General features: G+C 34.0%; 28 protein-coding genes and 10 pseudogenes. 30 read left to right on the top strand and 8 right to left on the bottom strand.

What is annotated here, in order from left to right:
* Nucleotides 1–392: pseudogene (locus tag SPD89_RS18670) on the bottom strand (RNA-guided endonuclease TnpB family protein); the annotation flags it as partial.
* 385 nt (nucleotides 393–777) lie between these two features.
* Between SPD89_RS18670 and SPD89_RS18665 the strand changes: the two are divergent.
* The 4 genes from SPD89_RS18665 to SPD89_RS18650 all read left to right on the top strand — a co-directional run bounded on the left by SPD89_RS18665 (nucleotide 778) and on the right by SPD89_RS18650 (nucleotide 1,885).
* Nucleotides 778–1,038 (top strand): aldehyde dehydrogenase family protein, encoded by a 261-nt coding sequence (locus SPD89_RS18665; RefSeq protein ID WP_336263457.1) that lies wholly within the window; start codon nucleotides 778–780, stop codon nucleotides 1,036–1,038.
* Between the two features lie 43 nt (nucleotides 1,039–1,081).
* Entirely contained in the window at nucleotides 1,082–1,399 is a 318-nt protein-coding gene (locus SPD89_RS18660) for a hypothetical protein (protein WP_336263456.1), read from the top strand.
* A 68-nt stretch (nucleotides 1,400–1,467) separates the two neighbouring features.
* On the top strand, nucleotides 1,468–1,620 hold the full coding sequence (locus SPD89_RS18655; protein WP_336263455.1) for a flavin reductase family protein: 153 nt from the start codon (nucleotides 1,468–1,470) through the stop codon (nucleotides 1,618–1,620).
* Nucleotides 1,604–1,885 carry a flavin reductase family protein gene (locus SPD89_RS18650; RefSeq protein ID WP_336263454.1) on the top strand — a complete coding sequence of 94 codons (282 nt, stop codon included), beginning with the start codon at nucleotides 1,604–1,606 and terminating at the stop codon, nucleotides 1,883–1,885. The genes SPD89_RS18655 and SPD89_RS18650 overlap by 17 nt, the downstream gene beginning before the upstream one ends.
* Nucleotides 1,886–2,417: 532 nt before the next feature.
* Here SPD89_RS18650 and SPD89_RS18645 read toward each other — a convergent pair.
* Nucleotides 2,418–3,791 (bottom strand): MFS transporter, encoded by a 1,374-nt coding sequence (locus tag SPD89_RS18645; RefSeq protein ID WP_336263453.1) that lies wholly within the window; start codon nucleotides 3,789–3,791, stop codon nucleotides 2,418–2,420.
* 637 nt (nucleotides 3,792–4,428) lie between these two features.
* Here SPD89_RS18645 and SPD89_RS18640 point away from each other — a divergent pair.
* A complete protein-coding gene (locus SPD89_RS18640) occupies nucleotides 4,429–4,584 on the top strand; it encodes an SDR family oxidoreductase (RefSeq protein WP_336263452.1) in 156 nt (51 codons plus the stop codon).
* 114 nt (nucleotides 4,585–4,698) lie between these two features.
* Nucleotides 4,699–4,980: an aldehyde dehydrogenase family protein gene (locus tag SPD89_RS23225; RefSeq protein WP_442961201.1), complete on the top strand. Its 282-nt coding sequence runs from the start codon at nucleotides 4,699–4,701 to the stop codon at nucleotides 4,978–4,980.
* A gap of 103 nt (nucleotides 4,981–5,083) precedes the next feature.
* Here SPD89_RS23225 and SPD89_RS18635 read toward each other — a convergent pair whose 3' ends face one another.
* The 3 genes and pseudogenes from SPD89_RS18635 to SPD89_RS18625 all read right to left on the bottom strand — a co-directional run.
* Complete coding sequence (locus tag SPD89_RS18635; RefSeq protein ID WP_336263451.1) at nucleotides 5,084–5,356, bottom strand: sensor histidine kinase; 273 nt, start codon at nucleotides 5,354–5,356, stop codon at nucleotides 5,084–5,086.
* 29 nt (nucleotides 5,357–5,385) lie between these two features.
* A complete protein-coding gene (locus SPD89_RS18630; protein WP_336263450.1) occupies nucleotides 5,386–6,024 on the bottom strand; it encodes a HAMP domain-containing sensor histidine kinase in 639 nt (212 codons plus the stop codon).
* Between the two features lie 462 nt (nucleotides 6,025–6,486).
* Nucleotides 6,487–6,606, bottom strand: a pseudogene (locus tag SPD89_RS18625) (winged helix-turn-helix domain-containing protein); the annotation flags it as partial.
* A 41-nt stretch (nucleotides 6,607–6,647) separates the two neighbouring features.
* On the opposite strand from SPD89_RS18625, the gene SPD89_RS18620 reads away from it, so the two are divergent.
* From SPD89_RS18620 to SPD89_RS18545, 16 genes and pseudogenes are all read left to right on the top strand, one after another.
* Nucleotides 6,648–7,031, top strand: coding sequence for a hypothetical protein (locus tag SPD89_RS18620; protein WP_336263449.1), 384 nt, complete (start codon nucleotides 6,648–6,650; stop codon nucleotides 7,029–7,031).
* Nucleotides 7,032–7,546: 515 nt separating this feature from the next.
* A pseudogene (locus tag SPD89_RS18615) lies at nucleotides 7,547–7,612 on the top strand (hypothetical protein); the annotation flags it as partial.
* Between the two features lie 15 nt (nucleotides 7,613–7,627).
* The gene (locus SPD89_RS18610; RefSeq protein WP_336263448.1) at nucleotides 7,628–8,278 is read left to right on the top strand and encodes a MurR/RpiR family transcriptional regulator; all 651 of its coding nucleotides are present in this window, start codon (nucleotides 7,628–7,630) and stop codon (nucleotides 8,276–8,278) included.
* Between the two features lie 14 nt (nucleotides 8,279–8,292).
* On the top strand, nucleotides 8,293–9,267 hold the full coding sequence (locus tag SPD89_RS18605) for an N-acetylglucosamine kinase (RefSeq protein ID WP_336263447.1): 975 nt from the start codon (nucleotides 8,293–8,295) through the stop codon (nucleotides 9,265–9,267).
* A gap of 15 nt (nucleotides 9,268–9,282) precedes the next feature.
* A complete protein-coding gene (locus SPD89_RS18600) occupies nucleotides 9,283–10,317 on the top strand; it encodes a serine hydrolase domain-containing protein (RefSeq protein ID WP_336263446.1) in 1,035 nt (344 codons plus the stop codon).
* Nucleotides 10,318–10,365: 48 nt separating this feature from the next.
* The gene (murQ, locus tag SPD89_RS18595; RefSeq protein ID WP_336263445.1) at nucleotides 10,366–11,259 is read left to right on the top strand and encodes an N-acetylmuramic acid 6-phosphate etherase; all 894 of its coding nucleotides are present in this window, start codon (nucleotides 10,366–10,368) and stop codon (nucleotides 11,257–11,259) included.
* A 93-nt stretch (nucleotides 11,260–11,352) separates the two neighbouring features.
* Nucleotides 11,353–12,226: pseudogene (locus SPD89_RS18590) on the top strand (S66 peptidase family protein).
* Between the two features lie 170 nt (nucleotides 12,227–12,396).
* The gene (locus tag SPD89_RS18585) at nucleotides 12,397–12,603 is read left to right on the top strand and encodes a hypothetical protein (protein ID WP_336263444.1); all 207 of its coding nucleotides are present in this window, start codon (nucleotides 12,397–12,399) and stop codon (nucleotides 12,601–12,603) included.
* Between the two features lie 479 nt (nucleotides 12,604–13,082).
* The gene (locus SPD89_RS18580) at nucleotides 13,083–13,376 is read left to right on the top strand and encodes a hypothetical protein (RefSeq protein WP_336263443.1); all 294 of its coding nucleotides are present in this window, start codon (nucleotides 13,083–13,085) and stop codon (nucleotides 13,374–13,376) included.
* Nucleotides 13,360–13,790 (top strand): annotated as a pseudogene (locus SPD89_RS18575) (C40 family peptidase). Before SPD89_RS18580 ends, SPD89_RS18575 begins: the two are co-directional and overlap by 17 nt.
* A gap of 39 nt (nucleotides 13,791–13,829) precedes the next feature.
* Nucleotides 13,830–14,179: pseudogene (locus SPD89_RS18570) on the top strand (MgtC/SapB family protein); the annotation flags it as partial.
* On the top strand, nucleotides 14,180–14,539 hold the full coding sequence (locus SPD89_RS18565; protein ID WP_336263440.1) for a hypothetical protein: 360 nt from the start codon (nucleotides 14,180–14,182) through the stop codon (nucleotides 14,537–14,539).
* A gap of 271 nt (nucleotides 14,540–14,810) precedes the next feature.
* Nucleotides 14,811–16,112, top strand: coding sequence for an ABC transporter substrate-binding protein (locus SPD89_RS18560; RefSeq protein WP_336263439.1), 1,302 nt, complete (start codon nucleotides 14,811–14,813; stop codon nucleotides 16,110–16,112).
* A 70-nt stretch (nucleotides 16,113–16,182) separates the two neighbouring features.
* Nucleotides 16,183–17,106, top strand: coding sequence for a carbohydrate ABC transporter permease (locus SPD89_RS18555; RefSeq protein ID WP_336263438.1), 924 nt, complete (start codon nucleotides 16,183–16,185; stop codon nucleotides 17,104–17,106).
* Between the two features lie 17 nt (nucleotides 17,107–17,123).
* A complete protein-coding gene (locus tag SPD89_RS18550) occupies nucleotides 17,124–17,948 on the top strand; it encodes a carbohydrate ABC transporter permease (RefSeq protein WP_336263437.1) in 825 nt (274 codons plus the stop codon).
* Nucleotides 17,949–18,731, top strand: coding sequence for an HAD family hydrolase (locus SPD89_RS18545; protein WP_336263436.1), 783 nt, complete (start codon nucleotides 17,949–17,951; stop codon nucleotides 18,729–18,731).
* A gap of 195 nt (nucleotides 18,732–18,926) precedes the next feature.
* Here the strand turns inward: SPD89_RS18545 and SPD89_RS18540 are convergent.
* The 3 genes and pseudogenes from SPD89_RS18540 to SPD89_RS18530 all read right to left on the bottom strand — a co-directional run.
* A pseudogene (locus tag SPD89_RS18540) lies at nucleotides 18,927–19,428 on the bottom strand ((Fe-S)-binding protein); the annotation flags it as partial.
* On the bottom strand, nucleotides 19,428–19,625 hold the full coding sequence (locus SPD89_RS18535) for a sugar diacid recognition domain-containing protein (RefSeq protein WP_336263458.1): 198 nt from the start codon (nucleotides 19,623–19,625) through the stop codon (nucleotides 19,428–19,430). The pseudogene SPD89_RS18540 and the gene SPD89_RS18535, both read right to left, overlap by 1 nt.
* A 254-nt stretch (nucleotides 19,626–19,879) precedes the next feature.
* Nucleotides 19,880–21,297: pseudogene (locus tag SPD89_RS18530) on the bottom strand (IS1380 family transposase).
* A 347-nt stretch (nucleotides 21,298–21,644) separates the two neighbouring features.
* Between SPD89_RS18530 and SPD89_RS18525 the strand changes: the two are divergent.
* From SPD89_RS18525 to SPD89_RS18485, 8 genes and pseudogenes are all read left to right on the top strand, one after another.
* The gene (locus SPD89_RS18525) at nucleotides 21,645–22,172 is read left to right on the top strand and encodes a sigma-70 family RNA polymerase sigma factor (protein ID WP_336263435.1); all 528 of its coding nucleotides are present in this window, start codon (nucleotides 21,645–21,647) and stop codon (nucleotides 22,170–22,172) included.
* Nucleotides 22,165–23,199 carry a DUF4179 domain-containing protein gene (locus tag SPD89_RS18520; protein WP_336263434.1) on the top strand — a complete coding sequence of 345 codons (1,035 nt, stop codon included), beginning with the start codon at nucleotides 22,165–22,167 and terminating at the stop codon, nucleotides 23,197–23,199. Before SPD89_RS18525 ends, SPD89_RS18520 begins: the two co-directional genes overlap by 8 nt.
* Nucleotides 23,200–23,661: 462 nt before the next feature.
* The gene (locus SPD89_RS18515) at nucleotides 23,662–24,033 is read left to right on the top strand and encodes a hypothetical protein (RefSeq protein WP_336263433.1); all 372 of its coding nucleotides are present in this window, start codon (nucleotides 23,662–23,664) and stop codon (nucleotides 24,031–24,033) included.
* 13 nt (nucleotides 24,034–24,046) lie between these two features.
* The gene (locus SPD89_RS18510; protein WP_336263432.1) at nucleotides 24,047–24,229 is read left to right on the top strand and encodes a hypothetical protein; all 183 of its coding nucleotides are present in this window, start codon (nucleotides 24,047–24,049) and stop codon (nucleotides 24,227–24,229) included.
* Between the two features lie 113 nt (nucleotides 24,230–24,342).
* Nucleotides 24,343–25,051, top strand: a pseudogene (locus tag SPD89_RS23220) (DUF5081 family protein).
* Entirely contained in the window at nucleotides 25,044–25,220 is a 177-nt protein-coding gene (locus SPD89_RS18495; protein WP_336263429.1) for a hypothetical protein, read from the top strand. The pseudogene SPD89_RS23220 and the gene SPD89_RS18495 overlap by 8 nt, the downstream one beginning before the upstream one ends.
* Nucleotides 25,221–25,232: 12 nt before the next feature.
* Complete coding sequence (locus SPD89_RS18490; RefSeq protein ID WP_336263428.1) at nucleotides 25,233–25,382, top strand: hypothetical protein; 150 nt, start codon at nucleotides 25,233–25,235, stop codon at nucleotides 25,380–25,382.
* A gap of 4 nt (nucleotides 25,383–25,386) precedes the next feature.
* Nucleotides 25,387–25,839 (top strand): annotated as a pseudogene (locus SPD89_RS18485) (hypothetical protein); the annotation flags it as partial.

Genomic DNA, 25,839 nt, shown 5'->3' with positions numbered 1-25,839 from the left:
TTAAAACTTTCGTTTGTGTTACTGATTAAAAAGGCACTATATAAATCACGTTGGATGAAAAATTCCCCGAAATCATTCCAACGTTCTGAAAGTTGTTTTTTACCATATTCTCCTGTTATATGGTTGAATTGACTCGCTTTTGTTGCGTGAGTATCTATATTCTTCAAAGAACGAACTTGATAGCCTAGTTTTCGGTCAATTATTATTAGCAACATCGCTGGAGCGCGGTTGGCTATTGATTTGCCGAATCTGTTCTTACGATTGATTTTGCCATTTTTCTTATTGCGTGTGGTATTTTTCGCATGCTTTTGCAGAGATTGAAACCGCATGGTTTCAACTCGAACATCAGAACCAAGAGAAAGGACTTCATTAGCGGTTTTTTCGTGTGCCATTTTACGTTGAACAGCGATTTTACGATAAAGTTCTTTTCTCTTTTTGCATAGTTTCTTGTATTTTTTAGAGTATGTCCAATTTAATCTACCTTTTTTTATTGTTCCATTTTCGTTAGTTTTGCACTCTGGCGCAAGTTCTTGAAGTTGGACTTTATCTTTACTGCATATCGCAATAGTAGACGTACCAATATCTATACCTACACGTTTTGAACAATTTAATTTAATTATGTGGAAAGATAACCACTGAAATATTCAAATATTCAAATACTTGAAGTACCACAAACCTTCTGTTTATCAGTGGAACTCCGTATTTGACTTCACTATCATCCCACACCTAAAGGAGTGGGCTTTCTCGTTCGGAAAATTTGTAAAGGTTAGCTTTAACGTGTATATTTTAACAGGAAAGAAAATGTTGATTCCCTGTAAACAGATAGGGATGTCAATTGCTACGGAGTACGGTCTAGCTGCTTCCATTTGGACAAATTGTCGCCAGCGATCATTAACTATGCCTGAAAAAATAAAAGCGGGAACAGTTTGGGTAAATGCTTGGGGGCTTGTATTTGATCAAAGTGGGTTAGGACGATTAAATGGAAAGTCAGCATTATCAGAGTTTCAGGAATATAAACATTTTGTCCAAATGACTTAAAACGCTTAATTCTTGAAAGATTTGATGAAAGCGAGTGATTTAAATGCAAATGGATTGTGATCTTATTCATAGTACTGATCTTTCATTTCACAAATTTATTTATCAAGAATTTGGGATAAATCGAGGTGTTTATAACACGATTGATCAATGGTTTTTCGATCAAGGTTGTATAAATGTTATTCATCGGAGAACAGAAATTATTCATTTTCTTCATTTTGCCTCAAGAGCATTTGAAAAATCTGAAAATAAACTTGTGTTCGGTTCTGGTCGTCTAGTGACATATTTAGTGAAGTATTCAGAAAGAAACCGAAGTAATGATTATATAGAGCAACCCATGAATATTCAAACGAAAACGGGGTGATAGGTGATGATTGATTTATTTAAAAATGTAAGGGGAATTACCCAACAGGTGTAACTGTTGTTACTCCGTTGGATAACGATACTCCAATAGGTCTAACGGTTAACTCGTTTGCTTCTGTATCCATTGATCCTTTATTAATTCTATGGTCTATTGATAAAAAATCAAGAAGCTTAGATTCATTTATCAAAATCCGAGACATTTGCAGTGAATATTTTATCTGATCATCAAATAGAGTTATGTTATTTATTTGCTAGCAGTGATAAAGAAGAACGATTCAATGATACAAATCGGCAATTAATTGAAAATAATTTACCTATAATAAATGATATGTTTGGATTGTTGGAGTGTAAAAAGCACCAACAAATTGAAGCTGGAGATCATTATATATTAATAGGAGAAGTGATCAATATAAAGAAAAACGATACGAAGCCACTTTTATATAATAATAGAAATGTCCAACCGGTTATTGAACAGTACAACTATTAATAATAGGAAAAAAAATTATATATAGGAACTTAAAAAAAATTTAAATATGTAAAATCCGGTTAATAAACGAAAAAAAGTCGTCCTTTCTTATAAAGTGTTGTTACCAGCAACATTAGAAAGGACTTTTTTCTTGAGAAAATTTGTGTTTACATGTTCATTTACAACAATGCCAATGCTCCTACATTCTCTTTTTATCTCCGCGGCGTTACTAAAACTCTTAGCCTTTCAGGCGGGAGATAAGTGCCGCTAAAAACACGCTGATTGATGAGCCGCCATGGGCAGTCAGAAGCGATGTTACCCTTATGCAAATAAATTATTATTTATTTGCCAAGCTCCGAAATAAGTGCGACTAAGGTTCAGATGGAGTTTCGATGCACAGGACGTGCTAGGGAAAACGTTTGCACAAACGCTTTTTGGTGGGACGAATGAAAGTGCACATGGTCTTCGATGAGACGAGTAAGCGCAGTCCCTGTCCCAGGAAGCCGCGTTCTTCGTTTGATACATTTCTCCATCTGAACCAAGTCTTCTTTATTTAAATAGATTTTCTTTCTGAATGAAGTTTTAAATCCCCAATATTAAAATTATCCTTATTAATATTACCTGTTGACTGACCATATTTCTCTTGAACTAACCAGATGGCTATCGCACCAATAATACAAGGAATTGCAAATGCCAAGAAATTAAACTGCAATGGGAGCTGTGAACTTAGTAAAAATCCACCAAGAGCAGGGCCAATCATAGCACCTATCCTTCCCACTCCCAACTCCCAACCAACTCCTGTTGAACGGATACCAGATGGATAAAATTGTGAAACATATGAATTGGTATTAATTTGGGTTCCTGTAGTCGTTCCCCCAGCAATAAAAAGTAATATGTATAGAACTATAGCATTTGGTCTAAAACTTAAAGCAGTAAGTGACAAAAATCCAATTATAAAAAAAGTAATTAGTACCTTCCGCGAGCCAAAACGATCAGCAAGTTTGCCGCCAAATATAGCTCCTACTACAGCCCCTAAATTAAGTGTTATTAAAAATAGTAAACTGGAACCAACAGGATATCCTGAAGATTGCATAATTTTAGGTAACCAAGTACTCAAACCATACATAACTAATAAACACATAAATGCTGCAACCCAAAACATCAAGGTACTTAATGCTCGTTTTTCAATAAATAGTTTCTTAAAAGAAGTATCCGTATCGTCTGTTTTATTCATTATAAATACATCTTCTTTATCAAACGAATCGTTTTCATTCATTTTATTCAAAATAGGAATCAGTTTTTCCTTTTTATTTTCCTTCATATAATAACTATATGATTCAGGCAAAACTTTATATAGGATTGGTAATGCGAATAGTGGTAGACCAGCGACCCAAACAACAGCACGCCAATCAAAGATTGGTAATAACACCAAAGCACCTAGCGAAGCAAGAATGCCGCCAAATGCATGACCACTAAACATGATAGCAACAAGAGTGTTCCGCAAATTCTTTGGTGCATATTCAGTAATAAGTGCAATAAGGTTTGGCATTACACCTCCTAGTCCAATCCCTGCAATAAAACGTTGGACGCCAAAAGAAAATGGATCATTGGCAAATCCAGATGTGAATGTAAACACAGTAAAAATAAATGTACAAATTAATATAACACTTTTTCTACCAAATCGGTCGGCTATAGGTCCAAATATCATTGCCCCTAACATCATTCCAAGAAGTCCATAACTACCTATTTTACCTGCAGTAACGGAATCCATTGCCCATTCTTCCATCAATTGTGGAAGAATAGCACCTAGCATAAACATATCGTAACCGTCTGCAACAATAATAAATATACAAGATATCAGTAACACTAAATGAAATCGCTTAAAATTTTGGTTATCAATAAAATTATTAACATTAATTTCCTTCATAGAATTCTCCTTAACTTTTTTTTGAAAAATAATAAATGTTGGCAGATTTAGTACTATCATTCCAAAAACGATATTTTTTGTCATCTTTATTCAGAAGCTCATATTAATGTTTCTTTTGCGAATGCTATACTGCTGTTTTCTCATTAATTCTTAAAAATCAACATTTAGATTAATAACGACTTCTCCCTTCTAAAATACCAATACATTGTAATCTGTTTTCTGTTAACCTTGTTAATTTTAATTTACCCCCTTAGTTCTCTTATGATGAACTTAATTCTTTACAAGAAGGTTATCTTATTTATTTTAAAATGTCAATGATTTATTGGATAAACACTTCTATCTCCTGATGTGATAGGACTAACAATGAAAAAATCATTTAATGATATAGTGTTTTGTTATTTTTTTGCATTAAAAATTTTACGAAGCATTACTATCTTTGTAGAATTCATTTCTAATGCAGAGTTGGTGCCAAGGTAACTGAAGAGGACTTAATCGATGGTTATTGGGTTGGAACTGAGGATATAAGGATGGTAAACAGGAGGGAGAATCCACTTGCATATCTCTTGTTACAGAAGGGCTCGAGTTTAAAGATGAAAGAATATGCTTGGTCAATTTTCAAAACGTGGAGCAAATGTCGATGATACGAAAAAAAACGGTATTTGAAAAGAGTGTACCAGTTGGAAGGCTGCTAAATCCAGCAGATATTGCTCAATCAGTTAAGTTTCTGCTATCGGATGCGACAGATATGGTTACGGGAGCCGTTCTGCATGTCGATGGCGGAAGAAATATATAGTTGTCTGAAGGAGAGAACGCTAGTGCAAAAGTTTCAGATGTATATTAATGGTAAGTGACTACGACATACAGATGCTGATGGAATAGTTGTAAGAAATCCTCTAATGGAGATAAAATTGCTGTTATCCCACGTGGAACGAGAGAAGATGTTGATATTGCTGTTAAAGCCGCTTATACTGCTTTTCACGGAGAGAGCTGGAGAAAAATAAAAGCGTTTGAACGTAAGGAAATATTATTTGATTTAGCTGATAAAATAAAGACGCACAGAGATGAATTAGCTAAACTTGAATCTGTTGATGTAGGAAAGCCTCTTTCTCAGGCATACGCGGATGTAGAAGCAGCAATAAGGTATTTTCGCTTTTTGGAGGCGCTGCCGATAAGGTTATGGGTAACATGATTCCAATTGAAGATGGATTACTGGATTACGTTGTGCGTGAACCAGTTGGAGTAACTGCTCATATTATAAGCAGATGTCAAGCAACCAATTAGATAGTCAGCCGTTATTTGGGCAAAGTTATTCGGTAGGTTGTCCCGTCGTTATTGCTTTTTACTAACACTAAATCTCCACCATGGGCTTGGACAATCATTTTACTAAGAGCTAGACCTAGTCCTAATCCTCTTATTTTATATTTTTTCTTTTCACCACGATATAAACGTTCGAAAATAAATGGTTGCTCTGCATCAGGTATTCCACTCCCCGTGTCCGATATCTCTATCATCATTTGGGAATTATTCTCCATTACGTTAATAAAAATGTCACCTTTATTGTTCATAGCCTGTCGTGCATTGTTTAGTAGGTTCGTCATAATTTGTTGAAAACGTTTTGGATCGATATTATTTCCACTGGATTTGTTAGTTTAGATACTTTGATAATTATTTTTTCAAGTTGGTGAGTAATTTTCCAACTAGTAACTGCTTCTTCTACTATTTCGTTTATATTTTGAAGTTTCTTGTTAATAGGGACTGTATTTGTAGCAAATTGATTGAATGCGAGCAAATCTTCCACCATCGTCTGCATTTTTTCTGTTTCATTTAACGATATAGTTAAAAACTCTTTTGCCTCTTCTCCAGAAACGACTCCTTCCTTAAGTGCTTGCAATAAGCCGCTCATAGAAGATACTGGAGTTTTCAATTCATGCGTAATACCAGCCAAAAGCTCTGTCCGTAATGATTCAAGTTTTTCTAATTTAATGGTCATTTCTTTAAAAGAATCGATTAATTCATGTACTTCTTTTTCTTTACTTGTTTCAGGCAAATTGATTTGATAATTCCCTCCTGCTACTTGTTTTGCTGCTGCGGCCACATTTTTAATGAGTTTTGCTGGCCGGTTTGATAAAACATAAATTGCAGCCCAGCCAAATAATGCTAGACCAATAATCATAATTGCAAGCTGTGTGTATTCTTGATTAACGTAAGCTAAATTATCTTTCGTGTCGATCATCACTACCCAACCAATAATTGAATTATTGATGAGAAGAGGGGATTTAACTAGATAAAATTCATTTTTACCAAAGGTCAGTTTTTTGAATTCTTTTATCCGTCATTAAAATGGATGGATTTAATTTTTGTTTTATTGGCCCTTGTGATTGATAATTTCAAATAATAGTTCCATTTGTATCTGCTATATACGTAAAAGGATCGATTTCTAATTCTGTTTTATATTTCTTCTTCATAACTAAGAACGGTTGGATTTTGGGTTTGCTCATTCACTGCGACAATTCGATCTGCCATGCTGTCTGCCAACAGTGACATCAAGTTTAACCTGTTGTCTAATGTATTATGGCGAATCCAAGAAGCAGAAATGATTGCAAGAATAAAAAGTCCCATACATAATGTTAATAAGTATCTAATTGTCCAATATCTCCGAAGTGGAGTTTGTTTGATTGTTAATTGGTTATTGGTTTCATTTTTGGTAAACACGGAACTGATACCCCAATCCTCGCAGTGTTTTAATTTGTCCTTCATCATCCGGTCATCCTTGCAATGACTTTCTAATTCGTTTAATTGCAAGATCAACAGCCCGACGCTTCCTTCATACATCAAAGAAATAAAGCAGCATCATCATTGGATTGGAAAAAATTGTCCGAACTAATGAGACAAGGACATAAAGGGGTAAATTGGAGTACATTTATTAAGAAAGTTCGTGCTGGAGTAGAGGTAGTAACGGTTAAAAAAGTGGTTAAAGTTACCGATACGAACTATCTAACGTCCAACAATAATGTGATGTTGCATGAAAAAGTTACCTTAAGACATTCAGCTACTCATTATGCAACCGGGGAACGGATTCCTGAACGATATAAAGGAAAGACATACACTGTCATGCAGCGAGGAAGTAACCGGGTTTTACTGAAAGAACTTTATTCTTGGGTTCATATTAGAGATGTAGAGAAAACAGTAGTTGCAAACTCGGCACAGTACAGAAAAACAATAAAAATGGGAAGTAAGTGACATTACGTACATCTGCGAATAGATACGCAACGGGAGAACGGATCCCTGATCGTTATAAAGGAAAAAAGTATACGATACAGCAAGTAAAGTCAGATCGAGTTTTATTGCGGGAGTTGTATAGTTGGGTGGAGAGGGAGGATGTTCTTTAACAAACTAAATATGCGAGACTGACAATTGACCATATATAGACTCTTAAAATCATACAAAATTAGTTTAATTTTGTAAACTAATTTTAAACGGCTATAGTGTTAGTGGAGTTAATTAACATGACCTATTCTATTTTGTGATAAGAAAATATCTGAAATTTTATTTTTAAATTAATTTAAGTTATTGACATATTATTTCACTAGTAATATACTATTATTAGTTTTAATAGGGTGGTTACGTAGTGAAACATAATGATGGGTTAGTAAGAATCAGAGAAGCTTTAAACATTGTCCGACCTGCTGAAAAAATGCTGCTAACTATATTTTGGAGTATCCTGAAGAGGTGTTAAGCCTTTCAGTGAAAGAGTTATCAGAACGCAGTGGTTCAGTCAAGCGGCAATAATACGATTATGTAAAAGCATTGGTGTTGCAGGATATCAAGATTTAAAAGTGAGAATTGCGGGCGATCTTCAGACAAATGAATTATATAATTATAATTATAAAGAGATTTCAAGAGACGAAAATATTAACTCTCTAATTGAGAAAGTCTTCCAAAAAAATATACAATCAATAACTGAAACATTAAAAATATTAAACTATAATAATGTTGAAAAAGCTATAGATGCAATTAATAGTGCCAAAAGACTAGATTTTTATGGGGCTGCTGCTTCTCAGATAATCGCATTAGATGCTCAGCAAAAATTTTTGAGAATTAATAAGTCTTGCACAGCTTATGAAGACGCCCATTTACAAATTACTTCCTCAGTGACATTGACGGAGTCCGATGTAGCCATAGGAATTTCGTATTCAGGAGAGACGAGTCACGTATTATCGGTCATTAAAAATGCAAAAAATGCAAGCGCAACAACAATTAGTATTTCACGATATGGGAAAAACCCTTTAGCTGAAATGGTAGATATTTCGCTACATGTATCATCTAATGAATCAGATATTATTAGGAGCGCAGCAACTGCTTCTAGGATTGCTCAGTTAAATATTGTGGTTATGCTTTACACAGGAGTGGCGGCAAGAAATTATGATTCCACGGCTGTATACTTAAATAAGACTCGTAGAAACATTGCAAAAAGAGTTTCGTTATAGGGGATGAAAATAAGGTGTACATTATAGGAATTGATGGTGGGGGAACAAAAACCGAGGCTATACTTTATCAAGTGAACATAGGGGTACTAGATTGTCTCCAAGAAAAGGCATCAAACCCACATAGTACAAGTTTTGAAAGATCAGTAGATAGAGTTGTTTCAATGATAATAAAATTATTAACTACAAATAAAATCAATAGATCTGAACAGATACATGTTTGTTTTGGTATTGCTGGATTAGGTAGAAGGAATGATAGACAGAAATGGCAGGAAATTTTTAAACATAAATTACCTGATTCATTAATTTTGGGAGAAGTGTTAATAGAAACAGATGCTCTAATTGCTCTTTATTCTGGTACGTACGGTAGTGAAGGTATTGTATCGATTTGCGGTACAGGTTCAATTACTTATGGGGTTAATAATGGAAAAACTTTGCGTGTAGGCGGTTGGGGACATTTAATTGGTGCGGAACCGGGTAGTGGTTTTTACATAGGATATAGGGGACTTGAAGCTACATTTAACCAAATAGATGGGTTAGCGAAGAGTACAGCAATAGCTTCTAAGTTATTGAAAGGAGAAAATATTAGAGAGCCTTCTCAACTTATTCAGCAAATTTACGGTAATTCAAATGAAAAAGAGAAAATTGCTAATATGGCTAAATATGTTTTTCAAGCTGCTGAAGAAGGAGATCCAGTCGCGAATACAATTATTGAAGATGCAGCTTTTCATATTATTAAGAGCGGAAATACGCTGTATAAAAAGTTTAATATTCCTTTTTCAGTAGCAGATCAAATGGTCTATGTATTAGTAGGAGGGTTATTTAAAAATAAGCTACTTGTACAAAAAGTCACTCAAGGTTTTAATGGTAACAATAACCTTAAAATAACAGTATCTAAAAATAAACCAGTAATGGGAGCCATCATAGCAATATTGAAAAAAAAATGTAGTTCAACGGTTGATATTAAAAAAATAATAAATATTCAAGGTTAGTGAGTGATAAATTGTATGTACGATAAATATTTAGCAGAATTAGTAAATGATAACCAGATACCCGGAGGAGTATTAACGGTTTCAAAAAACGGTGAATTAGTTTTTTTAAAGAGTTATGGGTCATACGAGAATAATAAAAATAAGCAAATTTCAATAACTGATGGAACGATATTTGATTTAGCTTCATTAACTAAAGTAATGGTAACGCTACCATCCATATTATACCTCTATCAAATGAATGAATTAGACTTACAAGATAGTGTACAAACCTACTTACCACAATTAAGGTATCCAGAAATTACAATAAAACATTTGTTACAACACACCTCTGGTTTACCTGCTGATTTACCAAATATGGAACGATCAGCCAAAAAGGATATATTGTCTGAAATCAATCAAATAAAAATGATTAACAAGCCTGGTATAGAAGTGCTTTATAGCGACTTAGGCATGATTTTGTTAGGGGAGATTATAGAAAAAATCACGGGCATGAGATTAAACGCCTTTGTGGAACAAATGATTTATATACCTTGGAAACTGCAAAATACTAAATTCCTACCTAAAAATGAAAATATTGATCGTATTGCCGCAACCGAATTTTATAAGGACAGATTTATTCATGGCGAAGTTCATGACGAAAAAGCTTTTTTGCTAGGAGGCATAAGCGGAAGTGCGGGTTTATTTTCTACAGCTAATGATGTGATGAAATTTGCAAACTATTGGTTATATCCCGAGACGCAAAGTGTAATAGTACCAGAGCTTATGTACTTAGTTAATAAAAATATAGTTAAAAATAGAGGTTTAGCATTTCAAGTAAAAGGTGATTCGAATGCGAACCTGTCTTGTGGTAGATTGTGGCCGATAGGTTCTATTGGACATACGGGTTTTACAGGAACAAGTCTGTGGATAGATCCGCATAATAAACTTTCTGTTGTGTTTTTAACAAATGTTGTTCATGTAGGAAGAAAACACTCACTACCTCTCATAAGAGAAAAACTTCATACTTTAATATTTAAAGAGGAGGTTATGAATAAGAGTAACATGGCTTAATGTCTAAACTTGTAATTGTTAATTAATTGTTGAAATGGAGAATGGAAAATGAATAAATTTGTTACAGAGATGAGAAACTCTAAATCAGAAAATCTACATGAAAGGTCAGTATTTGAGATCATTCAATTAATAAATAAGGAAGATAAAGTGGTAGCAGATATTGTAGGGGAAGCTTTACCTCAAATAGAATTAGTCATAAACAAAATGATAGAAACAATTGAAAATGGTGGACGGGTTATATATTTTGGTGCAGGGACTAGCGGAAGATTAGGAGTTTTAGATGCTTCCGAATGTCCTCCAACTTTTGGTGTTTCTCCGGATGTTTTTAAAGGGGTGATCGCGGGAGGAGACTCAGCACTCCGGTTTGCGGTTGAAAATGCAGAAGATAGCAAAGAATTAGGTGTTGAGGATGTGAATACACATGTAGTGCCTAAAGATCTAGTCGTAGGGATCGCTTCAAGCGGTCAAACTCCCTATGTTATTGGGGTTGTAGAGCAAGCTAGAAAATTAGGTGCTTATACAGTTGGACTTTCATGTAATCCCCATTCATTTCTTTCCGATAAGGTGGATATTGCAGTAGAGCTTCCAGTAGGACCAGAGGTTATCACAGGCTCGACTCGCATGAAGGCTGGCACTGCCCAAAAGATGGTATTGAACATATTTTCAACGACTACGATGATTAAGACAGGAAAAATCTATAAAAATTTAATGGTTAATGTTCAAGCAACGAACGAGAAATTGAGAAAAAGGGCAGCATCTATTATTAGTGATTTAACGGGAGCGGATGAGAAAAAGGCAAGAGAGATGAATGACATTGCCCAAGGAGACACTCGTGTTGCGATATTAATGATTTTATTTGATGTTGAACTGGAAAAAGCAAAGTCTATTATTAAAAAGTATAATGGGAACTTTGTGAAAGCAATGCAAGAATTAAGTAGCTAATAGTACGTCTTGCATAGTATATAATTTATCGGAGAAAGGGTGATAAACAATTAATTATTCAAATAGTTTGTCAAAGGTGATTTAGTAGGGGTAATCGCTACCGCTAGTCCACCAAATATGAGCTGTTTAAGGGAATCATTAAACTTTTTAGAGGCTTTAGGACTGAGAGTTAAAATGGGTGAAAATGTTAGCAAAACTAATGGTTACTTAGCAGGAACAGATAAGGAACGGTTAGAGGACTTTCATCAAATGATAAAAATCCAAAGGTGAAAGCTATATTTTTTGCTAAGGGTGGATATGGCACTGGGCGGATTGCATCGATGATTGACTATGATCAAGTATCTCGCAATCCAAAAATCATCTGGGGCTACAGTGATGTAATTTATTTACATACAGCTATTCGTCAGGTTTCTAACTTTGTAACCTTTCATGGCTCAATGTTGGCCTCGGATGTTGCCAAGGATAAATTTGATGCTTTATCTAAAAAAATGTTTAACCAATTGTTTAAAAGTACTGAATTAATTTATTCTGAGGAAGTCTCGAAACTAACTGTATTATCCAAAGGAATTACAAAGGGAAAGCTCGTTGGAGGGAATTTATCTTTACTTATAAGTACGCTTGGTACACCATATGAAATCGAGGTGAAAGATAATATTTTCCTTCTTGAGGATATAAATGAGGAACCTTATAGGATCGACTCCATGTTAAACCAATTGAAGTACGCAGGTAAATTAGAAAATGGAAACGGAATTATAGTTGGAGACTTTGTAATGTAGAACCTAAAAAAATTCCATCGCTTGAATTAGAAGAAGTGTTCCATCATTATTTTGCCTCGTTAAATATCCCTGTAATGAGCGGATTTAAAATAGGACATTGTACACCTAATATTGCAGTACCTCTAGGGGTGCAGACAATTATGGATACTGAAAAGAAGTTAGTAATAATTGAGCCAGGGGTTATAAACTAATCATTAGTTCTATAGAGACTAATTATATAAAGGTACCGTAGATTAAACCTTTTAAAACATCTTTACGTACAGTGACCACAGTTGAATCTATTCTAAAAGAATTAATACGGATTGTGGTATTACAGGCATAGGAAAAACTGTTCCTACCAATGTAAAAACAGGAGAAAGTGTTGCTAGTATTCAACATGCGATTTAACATATCATTGGGTCTAAAGTTACGGGAAAATCTATTCTTCAAAAGAGAAGGATTGTTTGAATTAATAAGTAGTTCACTTGTTGGTAATTTAAGTGCAAAAGCGGCTATTGATATGGCAATTTATGATTGTTTATCAAAGTTTGTAAAAATACGTTATGGAACTTTTGGGTGGATATTCTGATGTAATAGAAACTAACTTTCTGTAAGTGTTAATAATTCTTATAAAATGGTAGAAAAAGTGTTAAGTGTGTTGAAAATGTGTTCTCAGACTTAAAAATAAAAGTTGGAAAGGATCCAATCAAAAAAGATACAGAAAGGATTATCGAGATACATGAAAGAGTGGGATCAACAATTAAGAGATACTAATCCGGGTTGGAGACCAAAAGAAGCGGTAGAAATCGTAAGTAAATTGGAAAAAGTAAGGGACGAATAATGAATTTATTGAACAGTTCGTTAATGGAAATGATTTTAAAGGTTTACAGTTTGTTACACAAAATAATGATATGCCCCTAATGTTAGATGAAGTGTTTTTATAGCTACGGATGCTTTGCGCTTGTTCCAAATGCAGGGAGCTGATCCGCACAATTTTAAGTTGATGTAATCAGGCGAAATTCAAGAAACAATAAAGATAGCGACAACCGCTAATGAATATGGAGTTAAATGTATGGTTGGAAGTATAGAAACAAAGGCAAGACTTACTGCAGTTCTCAAGATTCGAGAAAAGATGAACGGGGTTATCCTGGATGGATTCCGTTATCTCAACTAGCTTTTGTAGAAATGAAAGATTGGAATAGAAAAAATTATGCCATTGTAATCAGCAATGTTGTATTAATGTATCTTGAAGAAAAAGGAATAGATATAAAATTAATCTATTTGACTACTCTTCCAATAGAAGGAATTATTAATGAAAAAGTTAAGGTGAAAACCCCTCAAGGAGTTGGCTTACTTAGCTAAAGAAGACGTTGAAATTTATTCTTGTAGCCAAGGAATAAAGGAAGGTACAGGTGAAGATATTATCAAATCGGGATTGAAGTTTATTGGTCTAGAATACTTTTGGGGCGGATTGAGTTCCTTTGGCTATGATTGTTCAAGTTTTTCCTACACAGTTCATAAAGCAAAAGGTTATAAAATAAGCCGAGATGCAATTGATCAATCACGATCGAGTAAAAAGATAGAAATCAATAATCGTCAACGAGGTGACCTACTTTCTTTGCATACGGAACTGTTCATCATGTAGGAATTGAATTAGGAGAAGGTAAAATGCTTCATTCACCAAATAGCGGAAAATGTATTGAAATAATAGAAATAAAAAACACTATTTACGAAGAAGAATTATGTGAGGTGAGAAGATATTGGAGTGATAAGTAAAATATGTTGTGGTATATAATCTTAGGAGGGAAGCAATAGATGACATCAGTGTTAATTAAATTATGTTCTGCTTCAATTGCCGGTTTGGTATTAGGAATTGAAAGAGAAGCAAAAAACAAACCATTAGGTCTAAAAACATGTGTTGTTATTAGCGTTGCTAGTTGTCTGCTGACTATCTTATCGATAGAATCAGCACTTTCCTCGTATAACGATATGATGTTTATTCGTGCTGATCCTATGCGCTTAGCCGCACAAATCGTAAGCGGTGTTGGTTTTTTGGGGCCGGAGTTATCTTAAGAAAAAATAACGACGCTATTTCAGGTTTAACAACCGCTGCAATCGTATGGACGGCTTCTGGAATTGGAATAGGAATTGGAGCAGGATATTTCTTGGAAGCATTGCTTGGAGTAATAATTATAATGATAAGCGTTCGTATTTTACCGTATTTAGTTCATAAAATAGCTCCCAACACTCTCCATCAGAAAAATGTTAAAGTTAACATTTTTTTGGAGCATTCTCAAAATATAGAGAATACATTATCTGAAATTCAAGAATTTTTTGAGGATATAAAACATATAAAGTTTTCCGGGGTAGACTTAGGTCATAAATTGGAGTTAGAATGTAAACTTCCAAAAAATGCAGAAAAAATATCTACATATTATAATAGAATAAATTCACTCGCTGGGGTTGTATCAGTAGAGATAGAATCAAATCAACCTAGATTTCGAAACATCAATATAAAAATTTAATAAGTTTATTTCTATTTTAAATGATTTGAAATAATACTTGAAATAAAATTACAACAATAAAAAAATTCATTGACATAATAATTCACTTTATGTAAGATGTACATATATTAATAATCAAGAAATAATATTGTAAGCGTTTTACTATTTGATGGTAGAACATTTAGATGGGGGCATGATAGAAATAGAGTTAAAGATTAGAGAAACAATGAAAACAGAAAAGGTAATTGAAAAGTAGCAAGAGAACAAATATAAAAAAGGGATGGATTTAAAGATGAAAAAGAAACTTATCTATCTTGTAATTTTAATGGCATTCAGTATTTTATTTATTGCATGTAGTAAGGATGCCGGTAAGGAAGGAAACAAAGGGTCTGATGAAGATACTGTTGAATTGGAAATGTATAGTTGGAGAACAGAAGATCGATCAGCTTATGAGGAAATTATAGAGGAATTTGAAAATGAAAACCCAGGAATTAAAGTAAACTTTCAACCATACGAATCAACTGAGTATAATACTATTCTTACAAATTCTCTTGTATCGGGCACTGGTCCTGACATTGTACAATTAAGACCTTATTCAGGTTCTCGCACAATAGCAGATAATGGTTATTTATTACCTTTAGATGACGTCCCAGGAGTTCAGGACATAGATGATCCTTATTTAGATGCAGCTAAAGGAAGTGATGGAAATATTTATGGTGTTCCATTAACTTTGAATGCTGGAGTCATTTTTTATAATCAGAATATTTTTGATGATTTAAATTTAGATGTACCGGAAACTTGGGAAGAATTAATTGAGGTAAGCAATGTGTTAAAAGAAAATGATATCACTCCAATCGCTCAAGGAGGTAGGGATGCATATTTATTGTCAATGTTGCATGGTGTAATTTCCCCTTCAGCTTACGGAAATGAATATGTAGAAGATGTCATAGAAGGAAAAACTGATTTGAATGATGAAAGAATGCTAAAAACATTGGAAAGAATGGAAGAGTTGGAAGAATATTTACCGGACGATTTTATTGCGTTAGATGATAACGATGCTCAAGCTATGTTTTATGCGGAAGAAGCTGCTATGTACATAAATGGTGATTATCGTTTGGAAACTTTTCAAACCAATATACCTGATGTTCCAATCGATGTAATAACAGGCTTAAAGGATGACACTACCGGCGATATATCAGTTATGAACTGGGTTGATAGCTCATACGGGGTAGTAAAAAATTCCCAACATCAAGAAGAAGCATTAAAATTCATAGAGTTCATGGCTACAAAGGAATTTGGTCAATTATTTAGTGACAATTTAAATAGAGTTAGTGCTATTGAGGGAGTAACAGCTAATCATGAAATTGTACAAAAAATCAATAAAGCTTCTGAAGAAAGCTCCACTCCTTATTTAATGCTTGTACACTTTGGAGATGGTTCGCCGTCTACTAAAACAATATTTGAAGATGGTTTGCAGGGAATGTACTTAAAAGAAATCTCTAAAGAAAATCTATTAGACAGCGCTCAGGAAAATGCAGATAGAGCAGCTGAAGAAGAAGTAGAGGAATTGGAAATGATAGAAGAAGACGATTGATTAATATTAAATTAACATAAAAGTGAATACACAATCTTGGATTGTGTATTCATATTATGGAGGTAATTCTATGGAAAATAGGCGAGGTACATTAAAAATAAAAAAACATCTTGTTCATTTATTTCTCTTGCCTGCGGCTCTACTCTATGGTGTTTTTCAATTGTACCCCTTAATAACAGCGGCCTTAAACAGTCTTTATTCTTTTAAAGGATTTGACAGACAAGATTTTATTGGATTGAATAATTTTATTACATTATTTACAGAAAAGCCGTATAATGAATTTTTCTTTAATGCAATCAGTCATAACTGGATCTATTTCTTTGTAACAGTTATTACTCAACTTATTGTGTCTCTAATTTTGGCCTTAATTATTCATAGTAAAGTTAAGGGAAAAGAATTTTTTAAAAGCGTATATTTCTTACCAAAGCTTTTATCTGTGATTGTAATAGGGTTTTTATTCAGCCTTATATTAAACCCTACAAGAGGAGCTTTAAATAGTTTACTAGAAGGAATTGGACTTGAAGCTTTAACGAGACCTTGGCTCGGAAGTATGGATACGGCCTTATTAAGTATCATTTTTGTCGATAGTTGGGCATCTATAGGATTTTCTATGTTAATATTTTTAGCGGGATTGCAAGCAATTGATAATGAGATATTTGAAGCTGCAAGAATCGATGGAGCTAATACATTTACAGTAATTACAAGAATAACGCTTCCTATGCTAGCACCTGCCTTAATGGTAATGTCTGTTTTAGTATTTATTGGATCATTTGAAACGTTTGAATACGTTTTTGCTATGCAGGGATCTTCTGGGGGGCCGTATTATTCTACGGATGTCCTGACCACGTTTTTTTATCGTTTAGCTTTTGGAACAGTTGATGGTGGACAAGCTATTGGGTTAGGGTCTGCAGTCGCGGTAGTGTTATTCATTATTATTGGAATCGCTACATGTATAATATTATTTTTCTTTAAGAGAAATGACTTTGAAAGATAGAAAAGGAGGGGCTAAGAATGCCAGGAAAATGGTATATTCAGCTTATTAAATACCTAGTGTTAGCATTTTTTACATTTATATTTGCTTACCCTATATTTTTAATGATTACATCTTCTCTCAAAACAAACGTCGACATTTTTACCAATCCACTAAGTTTACCAAGTTCATTTAATTTGGATAACTATTTTGAGGTTTGGAGAGTTGTGAATTTTTCCAGTTATATGTGGAATAGTGTTATAGTTAGTTCGGTTTCAGTCTTTATAGTACTTTTTGTCTCTTCCATGGCTGGTTATTACTTGGCAAGATACGATTTAAAATGGAATCCTTACCTATTGCTTTTTTTTATGATCGGACTTATGCTACCAATGAAATTAGCTGTTATTCCGCTATACATGATTATGTTGAATTTAGGATTATTAGATACATTATTCTCCTTAATATTCATTTATGTAGCCGGAGGAATTCCTTTTGCAGTATTTTTGTTTTATGGATTCTTTCGTACCATACCCAAGGCTCTGGAAGATTCTGCTCGTTTGGATGGATGTAACGACTTTCAAATCTATTATAAAATTGTATTGCCTCTAATGAAGCCTGCAATCTCAATAGTTGGCATTGTAAATTTAATTAATGTTTGGAATGACTTTTTCTATCCACTTATTTTTATTCGTACCGACTCACTCTCTACTATACCACTTGGAATGCTCACTTTATTTGGCGAGTATGACACCCAGTGGAACCTATTGTTTGCAGGTTTAACCTTGTCTTCGTTGCCAATGATAATTGCCTTTTTATTCGCATCACGACAGTTTATGGAAAGCTTAACAGAGGGAGCTGTAAAATAATTGAAAAAGTGGATTACATTTGATTTGGATGAAACATTGATGCAAAACCCCTTTACGGGCTGGGTCTTTCCTGAAATTGTAGAAATTATCCAATCAACTACTGAAGATCAGGATTTAAATGTTATGGAATTAATAACTGATGAACATTATAAAAGAATGAGTGCTAATAAAATATTAGAAGCTTATGACTGGGATAATATTATTATGAACTTACTTGAAAAGTTAAAGGTTCCATTGCAAATAAACATTGAGGAACTAGTGAATAAACATTGTGAGACACCTAAAATCCATCTACTTGAGAAGACAATATTAAATAGTTTATATTCAATTAAAAATAAAGGGTATGCTCTAGCAGTAGCTACAAATGGATATTATAAATATCAATATCCCGTTTTAAAGAAATTACAGTTAATAGATTTGTTTGATGAGATCATTACCTCTGATTCAGCGGGTATGGCTAAGCCAGATATTCAAATGTTGAGCTCCTTGAAAGACAGAGGAGAAATTGTTGCTCATGTTGGCGATAGGATTGACCATGATATCTTAATGGCTAATAATCTTGGAATCACTTCCATTTTTATAAATAAAAAAATACCTGTACACGTTCTTGCACTTCCAGTAGGTAAAAGAAGTGATAGTGAAGAATTTATTAAATTTTGCAAGGAAAAATGGGTCAATGAAAATAAATTCAGTCAAGTTCCTTTCCATGAAAAATGTATTCCGAACTTGGTTGTACAGTCTATCAGTGAGTTAGCAGATTATATTACTTTTAACAATCTATAATCTCTATAAGATTATCCTAATGTATCGGAAGAAGATATGAATAAAAATATTAAAATAACTTTCTAATGGTTCGTGTCGAACGAAATACCGTAAAAGTGACAACATATAATCCTTTACCCGCTATTAATTAAGATTTATGGGGAAAGGATAATATGTTTGTGAATTGTATTTAATAGTAAGTTTAGGTATTCAATGTTAATTGTATAATGCTTTAGCAAGTAATTCTACAATATGGACAGCTTGTATTTTATCTGATAATCCCTCTCTTTCAATACCCAGCTTCATTTGCAATAAACAACCTGGATTGGTAGTAACAAAAGTCGTTGCAGATGTTTCTTTAACTTTTTCCATTTTGTAGTCTAGATGCTTCATAGAAAGCTTGGACTGGACAATGTTAACTTCATATTGTATCCCTTTAATAGATTGTAAAAGGATTCTTGGTTCATGAAATGTCTTTTGTACTTTCTTAAGTGGCATGAATCTTGGTTTGTTACTACCCGATTAGGAAGATAAAGAGAAAGGTTATGAAAGTTTAAATCTACTAGAATAGAAGTTATACCTTTTAGTTTTTCGGAAAAATTTTTCGCTTTTTTTTCCATTCAGGTTCATCTCCAAGAAGATTCTCGTAATCATGTAAGAAAGTTCCACAGCCTCCAGCATTGTTAACGATATAATCAACATTTTTAATTTCAAATGCTATAGCCGCCCACTCAATTCTTCGGTAATAACGAGTTGGTTTTCGATATTAATAACTTTAGCAGCTCCTTCGTGGTAGTTTCCAATTCTTTGTTGATCCGTACTAGAAATAATTATACCTTCAACATCACAAATTATGATTTGTTCATCTATCATACTTTTTAAAACATGAATTATTTTGTTGGCTAAATGATAAATATCAAATAACTTGCCTCCTAAAGAGAATCGTTCCTATTAAGTATATCCTCAATCCGTGACAAATGTGCCGATTAACTAGAAACAAACTTAATTTTAATTTTCTCTTCAGTGAAATGTTTTGATATCACATCAAGGATACTTGCTTGATCTTAATAATGAAACATCCACCTATTTAAAGGCATGCCAAATAAGCCTGCACTTTTACTGGGAATGGGTATTTTAGGCTGTTTTATCATATAATTGAAGCTATTTTATTAAGTAGTTGAGGAAAATGTGCTGTATAGCCTTCTGAATGTTGGCAGCCACGGGTTTGTCTTCGTTATTTTCAAGACCCATCTACCAGCATGAAAAATCATTTTTGATGCCATAGTAATCATAGACTTGATTACTATTCGAATACGGCGTCTTTGAACTTTCTTACGTAATGGCTGGTCATCTGCCTGCAGGCTTTCCTGTCCAATGATTCGTAACAAGTTGTAAGCAACCAATCCTAAGTGCAAAACCAAATCATTGGTCGCAAACTTTCCGGAAGGCAGGCGTTCCTAGTCCAGTTCTGTTTTGATTTCACTATGGAATTGTTCCATTGTACCATGATCGTGATACAGTGAAATAACTTCATCGGCACGGATGTCTAGTGAAGTCCAATATGTATCAAATGTAATTTCAGGAATAAGAAGAGCCTGTCCATCTGCGTCTATCGTTCGCTCGATTACTTCAAAAACAAGGTAAGCAGTCTTTTTAGCCTTATTGGGTTTTCTCTGAAGGACACCACGGTAAACTGTCTTTCCATCCCGTGGTTTATCAACATCACCGTGTTCCTTTGCAATTTTGAGCCACTCCTCTGCAGTCTCCTTACGAGGATTACGCTTAATAATGAAGTCGGCACTTGTGGTCGTATCTTGACAAACATTGATGTTATCCACACTGTCATTACCTGAATCGAGACGCAGTAAAAGTGGTTGATCCGTAATGGTTTTGGCATATGTAATCGTTTGGCTTAAAAATTTTGGGGTGTTAGCACTGACAATGTGTCTTGCCATTACGAAGATCCACATTCACTCCAAACCCTTCATTACCTAAATAGGCAAAGATAGGAGAATAGCCATCAAACTTTTTGTATGTCATGACACCCCTTCTTTTTTGGTGTTTGAATTATCAAAAGGGGATACATCCACATCTAATGGCATGTATTGTTTCTTGTTTTCCAGTGTGATGGGCGTCAATAAGTGTGAATACGATTCAATAAGTTCAGCTGATTCTTCAAGTAATATCGAGCTCCATGTATTAGATGTTGTATCCGCATGGGGTGCTGAAACATTATTCAAACGCTGGCGAAGTGTGGAGCATGACGGGATGTGTTCAATGTCTAACGCATATTTATAAAACGGATCTTTCCGGAATTCTTCAATCATTTCAAAATCACTTTTTCCTTGGCATAACAAACCAAGGTAAGATTTTGCTATATCACTATTTGAAGCATCCGGTGCTGTTTTAACACCAGGAATCGGTAATGGTCAAGACGAGCCTTTAAATTTGTTTTAGACAGAAGCATTCCAACAATTCCAAGACCAGCATGTGGTGTTAGTTTTTCGTCTGTTTCTTCAATTTTAAACTTTATCATCAAATCACCTTCTAGGTTCAGTAGTGTTACCTCAATTATAGCTGATAACATAGGGTTTATGGGGGATTTTGAGTTTTTCTATCACGGATTCAGGTAAATATATTGATAAGTAAATAATTACGTTTGGAAATGACTGTCATATAAAGTGATTGAAAATAAACTTTATATAACAGTTTTTTTGTGCCAATTCAGCGCAAAGCTAGTATTTTCATCCGTGATCTTTTAAATTGATTCTCGATTATAATTAAATAAGGCAGTAGAAAAAAGTTTGTAATTTTCAAGGATAAAAAGGAAATTGGATGATAAATAACTATTTTACTTTTGGATGCAACCAATTGGTACCTTTCTATATCTAATATATTGAACAAACAAAAAAGCAGGTAAGAGGTGAGTGATGAATGGGATCGACAAAAACGTTAGTCAAAAAGGTAAAAAAGGGAGATGGGGAGGCGTTTATTGTACTAGTTAAGCAGTATGAAGATGTATTATATCGGACGGCAAGCAAATTATTAAATAATGACGAAGATGTAGCTGACGCAATGCAGGAAGCTATTATATCGGCTTACGAAAATGTACATACACTTAAAAACAATGATTACTTCAATACGTGGCTTTGTAAAATTTTAATTAATAAATGTAACAGCTTGCTAAATAGGAAGCAGAACATCGTAAGTATGAATGATCATATAATCCCTGATAAGAGAAATGATGAGTTTCAAAAAGTAGAATTAGAGGAAGCACTTAATAGTTTAAATGAAGCATACAGGGTAGCACTAATTTTATATTATATTGTCGGCTTGAACGTTCGAGAAATCAGTGAATTTTTAAAGGAGCCGGAAGGTACAATTAAGTCCAGACTTTCCAGAGCCAAAATACAGTTAAGAAAAAACTATTATAACAATGAGGGAGTGATTGCTTGTGAATAATAATATGGATAAAGAATTGAGTCAAATGATGAATGAAAAAAGAGAAATCCCTAATAATGTAAGACAATCGGTTGACCAAGCTTATGATTTAATCCGTTCTAAAGGTAAAAAGAAGAAAGTACAATATGTTTGGAAAAGAATAGCTGCTGTGGCATGTGCATTGATTGTAACTGGAATTGTTCTGACGAATGAACATGTAATTGCTGGAATTAACGGTTTCTTTAATTTTGGAGATCAAGGTGTTGAACAGGCTTTAAATAATGGTTTTTCACAAGCAAATGATAGTGTGGCAACTGATAAGGACATTAAAATAACTTTAGGAAATTACTTTTTAGATAAAAATAAGTTAGGGGTGAGTTTTCAGTTAGAATTTGAAGATCCAACCGTTCTAAAAAGTATGGAAGATATGTCAATCGATTACCGAATAAAAAATGGTGATGGAGAATACATTGTTGAGTTTATTCCAGATACAAAACCTTTAAAAGGAGAAGAAAGATATATATCAGGTCTTGATTATCAACTTTCAAATGTAGATGAGAGTACAGGAAGAGCTCAATTGGATGTACTGATGGAGTCTCATCAAGGAAATATTCCTACTTTAGAAGATGCAGTAGTTGAAGTGGAGAGTGTCAATGTTTTTTATGACATAGATAAGCTTGAGAAAATAGATGGTGATTGGAAGCTTTCTGTAACTAATCCAGAAAAGCAAAATGTTGATACCTTAGTGCAATATGTCATGCAGGATGCATCTTCTACTATTCAGGTATCAGAGGCGAATGCCAATCCAACATCCTTACATATTTCATTTAAAGTAGATGGAACATACGAGGATGAAAGTACATTTGTCGATCAGATGAAAGTCATAGACGAAGATGGAAAAGAATATTTTTCAAATGGTTTTAGTAGAGTGTTGAAGAATAACGAGACTATTATTTCAACAAACTTCCCATTTACATCTTATAATACATCCAATTATCTGAAGCTAATGATTGATGGAATAGGAGAAGTGGACTTAATTAAACAGTAAAATATAAATTATTTCTACAATACCCAAGAACCCAATTAATGTTGGTTTCTTGGGTATTTGATAGATAGATGCTCGGAAACGTTTCTTTATCTTTACAATGTTAGATTCTTGTTTATGTTTTTTCCTCTATTCTTAAAAATGAATGATTTATAATGATCGTATTCTCCTATTGCTTCTCTCATTGCTATTCTTCATTGAAGATGACTCATTAATTTGTTGCTCATTAGTCTTATTCCATGAAAATACCTACTATATATAAGTCTTAATCCCTAACTGTAATTTTTAGTCTCATTTAAAACAGTAAAAATACCCTGTAATTAATTTTAGTCTATGAACTTCTGGTAAATTAATCCTGCATAGTCATTCTCATGAGACTGTTTGCAATTAATGGTAATACAAAAGGAATATTTAATGATATGCTCGTACTCTCTATGTTTATTTAATGAAAAGAGGGATGATGGAATGTTTGAATTTCTTCAACAGCTATTTAGAAGAAAAACAGAAGCGGAAAGAAAAAGAGATGAGTATCACAAGTTGTATACTCGACTTGGAAATATATTGGAGGAACATGATCGAAAGGTAGAAGAGTTCACGAGTGCATACAACAGTTACCGGAACTCAGGTCCTTATCTATCTCCATCCAAGATCCCATCCAATGACTTTGTGGAAAAAAGAAAAGAATTAAATGAACGTTTGGACGCTCAAGTTGAAATTGAGAAAGGAAAGCGATTGGATTTGGTTATTGCTGTGAATCGTGCATACGGAAGATGCGAATATTACCGGAGTTTAGCCATTACAGAAGCTGAAAATTACGAGAGAGAAAAGAATAAATAAAGGAGTCAATAAAATGAATGATGTTGTTATTGATCAATCCAAACTGGAAGAAGCGAAGCAGCTTGCGGTTAAAGTGGAAAATAGCGTGAGACGGATCCATATGTATTGTGAAACACTTGTGTCCACCGTTGCTTCTTCGAGTTGGAAAGGGAAAAGCAGTGATGCGTTTTTGTCGTATATTGAAATTATTGAATAATATCATGCAGAATTATCCGAAGTTGCAAAATTACAATCCACTGCCCTTAAAAACTTAGAAAGTTATATTGCAGAATTCCCTCAAGATAATCGGGTGAAAGGGATGAAAAGCATATGAGCAAAAGCGAATCGGATCTGTTTCATATTACAGAATTATATTTACTTGCATCTGCCTTTGAATCTGAGATGCTGTTTGGCTTACCCGATAAGAAAACGTTGCATCTTTTAGGAGACGAAGTTGAAAAAGCGGCACATCAGTCGTTAGTTAAAAAAAACATTTTAACAGATGAGGGGAAGATTACAGAAGGCGGTGCGTACGTTATTCGGGCGTTAGAGGTTTATTACTTAAGTAACAAGTATGTGCGGATTAATAATTTAATGTTCGGTTTTCTTGAAGTAGATGAAGATGAAGTGATCATGCTCGTTGAAGTGGAAGATGGAAAATACTATAGATTGCATGTTATTTCAAAAGCATTGGTTTTAAAACTATTAATAGACCGGTTTACATTTATTTTACGTGAACAGAAAAGGAAGAGAAGAATTTTTTGAAGAAAGAACTTTCCCATGAACGTAGAGAGGAATTCGGAGTTCTGGAGATTGGTGAAGAGTTTATGAATCTCGAATTCTTTCATTTAGGTGAAAGTATGCAGGTAGAAGATAATCCCGATTTTTACCAACAATGGTTTGCATTTCCCCATGAAAAAAATTAATGATAATTGATCCGATGAACGATAAATATTACCACGCAAGCCAGTATTGGTTTTTAAAAATATTGTTTGACGAAATGGACTTTCCATATAAGGAGGTAACACCGAATGTCTAAGCCTGTATTAATGGCCGGTGGTGGAGGGGTTCGTGCAGAAATAAATATTGATGTTGACGAAATTACCTTAATTTATAAGCAAATTGAATCTATTTTATCTGAATTTGATGAAACGATCCTTCCTTCTATTGAAAAGTTAAAAGCAAATGGTTTTTATACTTCAGGCTAAGCAAAATAAACGATGGAGGCATTCCCAGAAGCAAATGAAAAAATAACCGAAATTTATAATCATTATGCAAGAGCTTCCTTATTAGTAATTGAGACCTTAACTAGCATGATGGAAGCAGACCGGACGATCGCTCTTGAAATTATCGAGAAGCTGGAGTTGTGATACAATGGATGTAAAATATATTTCTTCAGATTGGGAGAAAACAAAGCAGGGATTAGGTGAATTTGTCGGCGGAGGTCACTGGACACTCAGTCCATTTGCTACATTAAATGAAATATGTAATAACCTTGATTCCGTAGAATCGCTTATTAGAAAATATGACAGTGATGGTTTTGTTAACTTCAGCTATGATAATCAAAAAAATAAATATTATCAGCTCAATGAAGATTTTCAAGCCTTACATTTATTTGTAGGCGAAGTCGGAGCCATTGTTGATGATGTGATCGATGAACGCTTTTACAAAGACATGGATAAATTTGTCGAAGCGATTCGGGATTTAACGATCGAGGAATATAAAACGACGAACCGGATCGGCGCAATGCAAAAAGTAAACACAGATTACATACCAAGCGGTGAAATACCGAAAGTAGAAATCACGCTGGATGATCTTTTTGGCGGA

Origin of the sequence: Pseudogracilibacillus sp. SO30301A (genome assembly GCF_037072025.1) — a bacterium.
GTDB lineage: Bacteria > Bacillota > Bacilli > Bacillales > Amphibacillaceae > Pseudogracilibacillus.
This window is presented reverse-complemented; position numbering and strand designations above follow the sequence as displayed.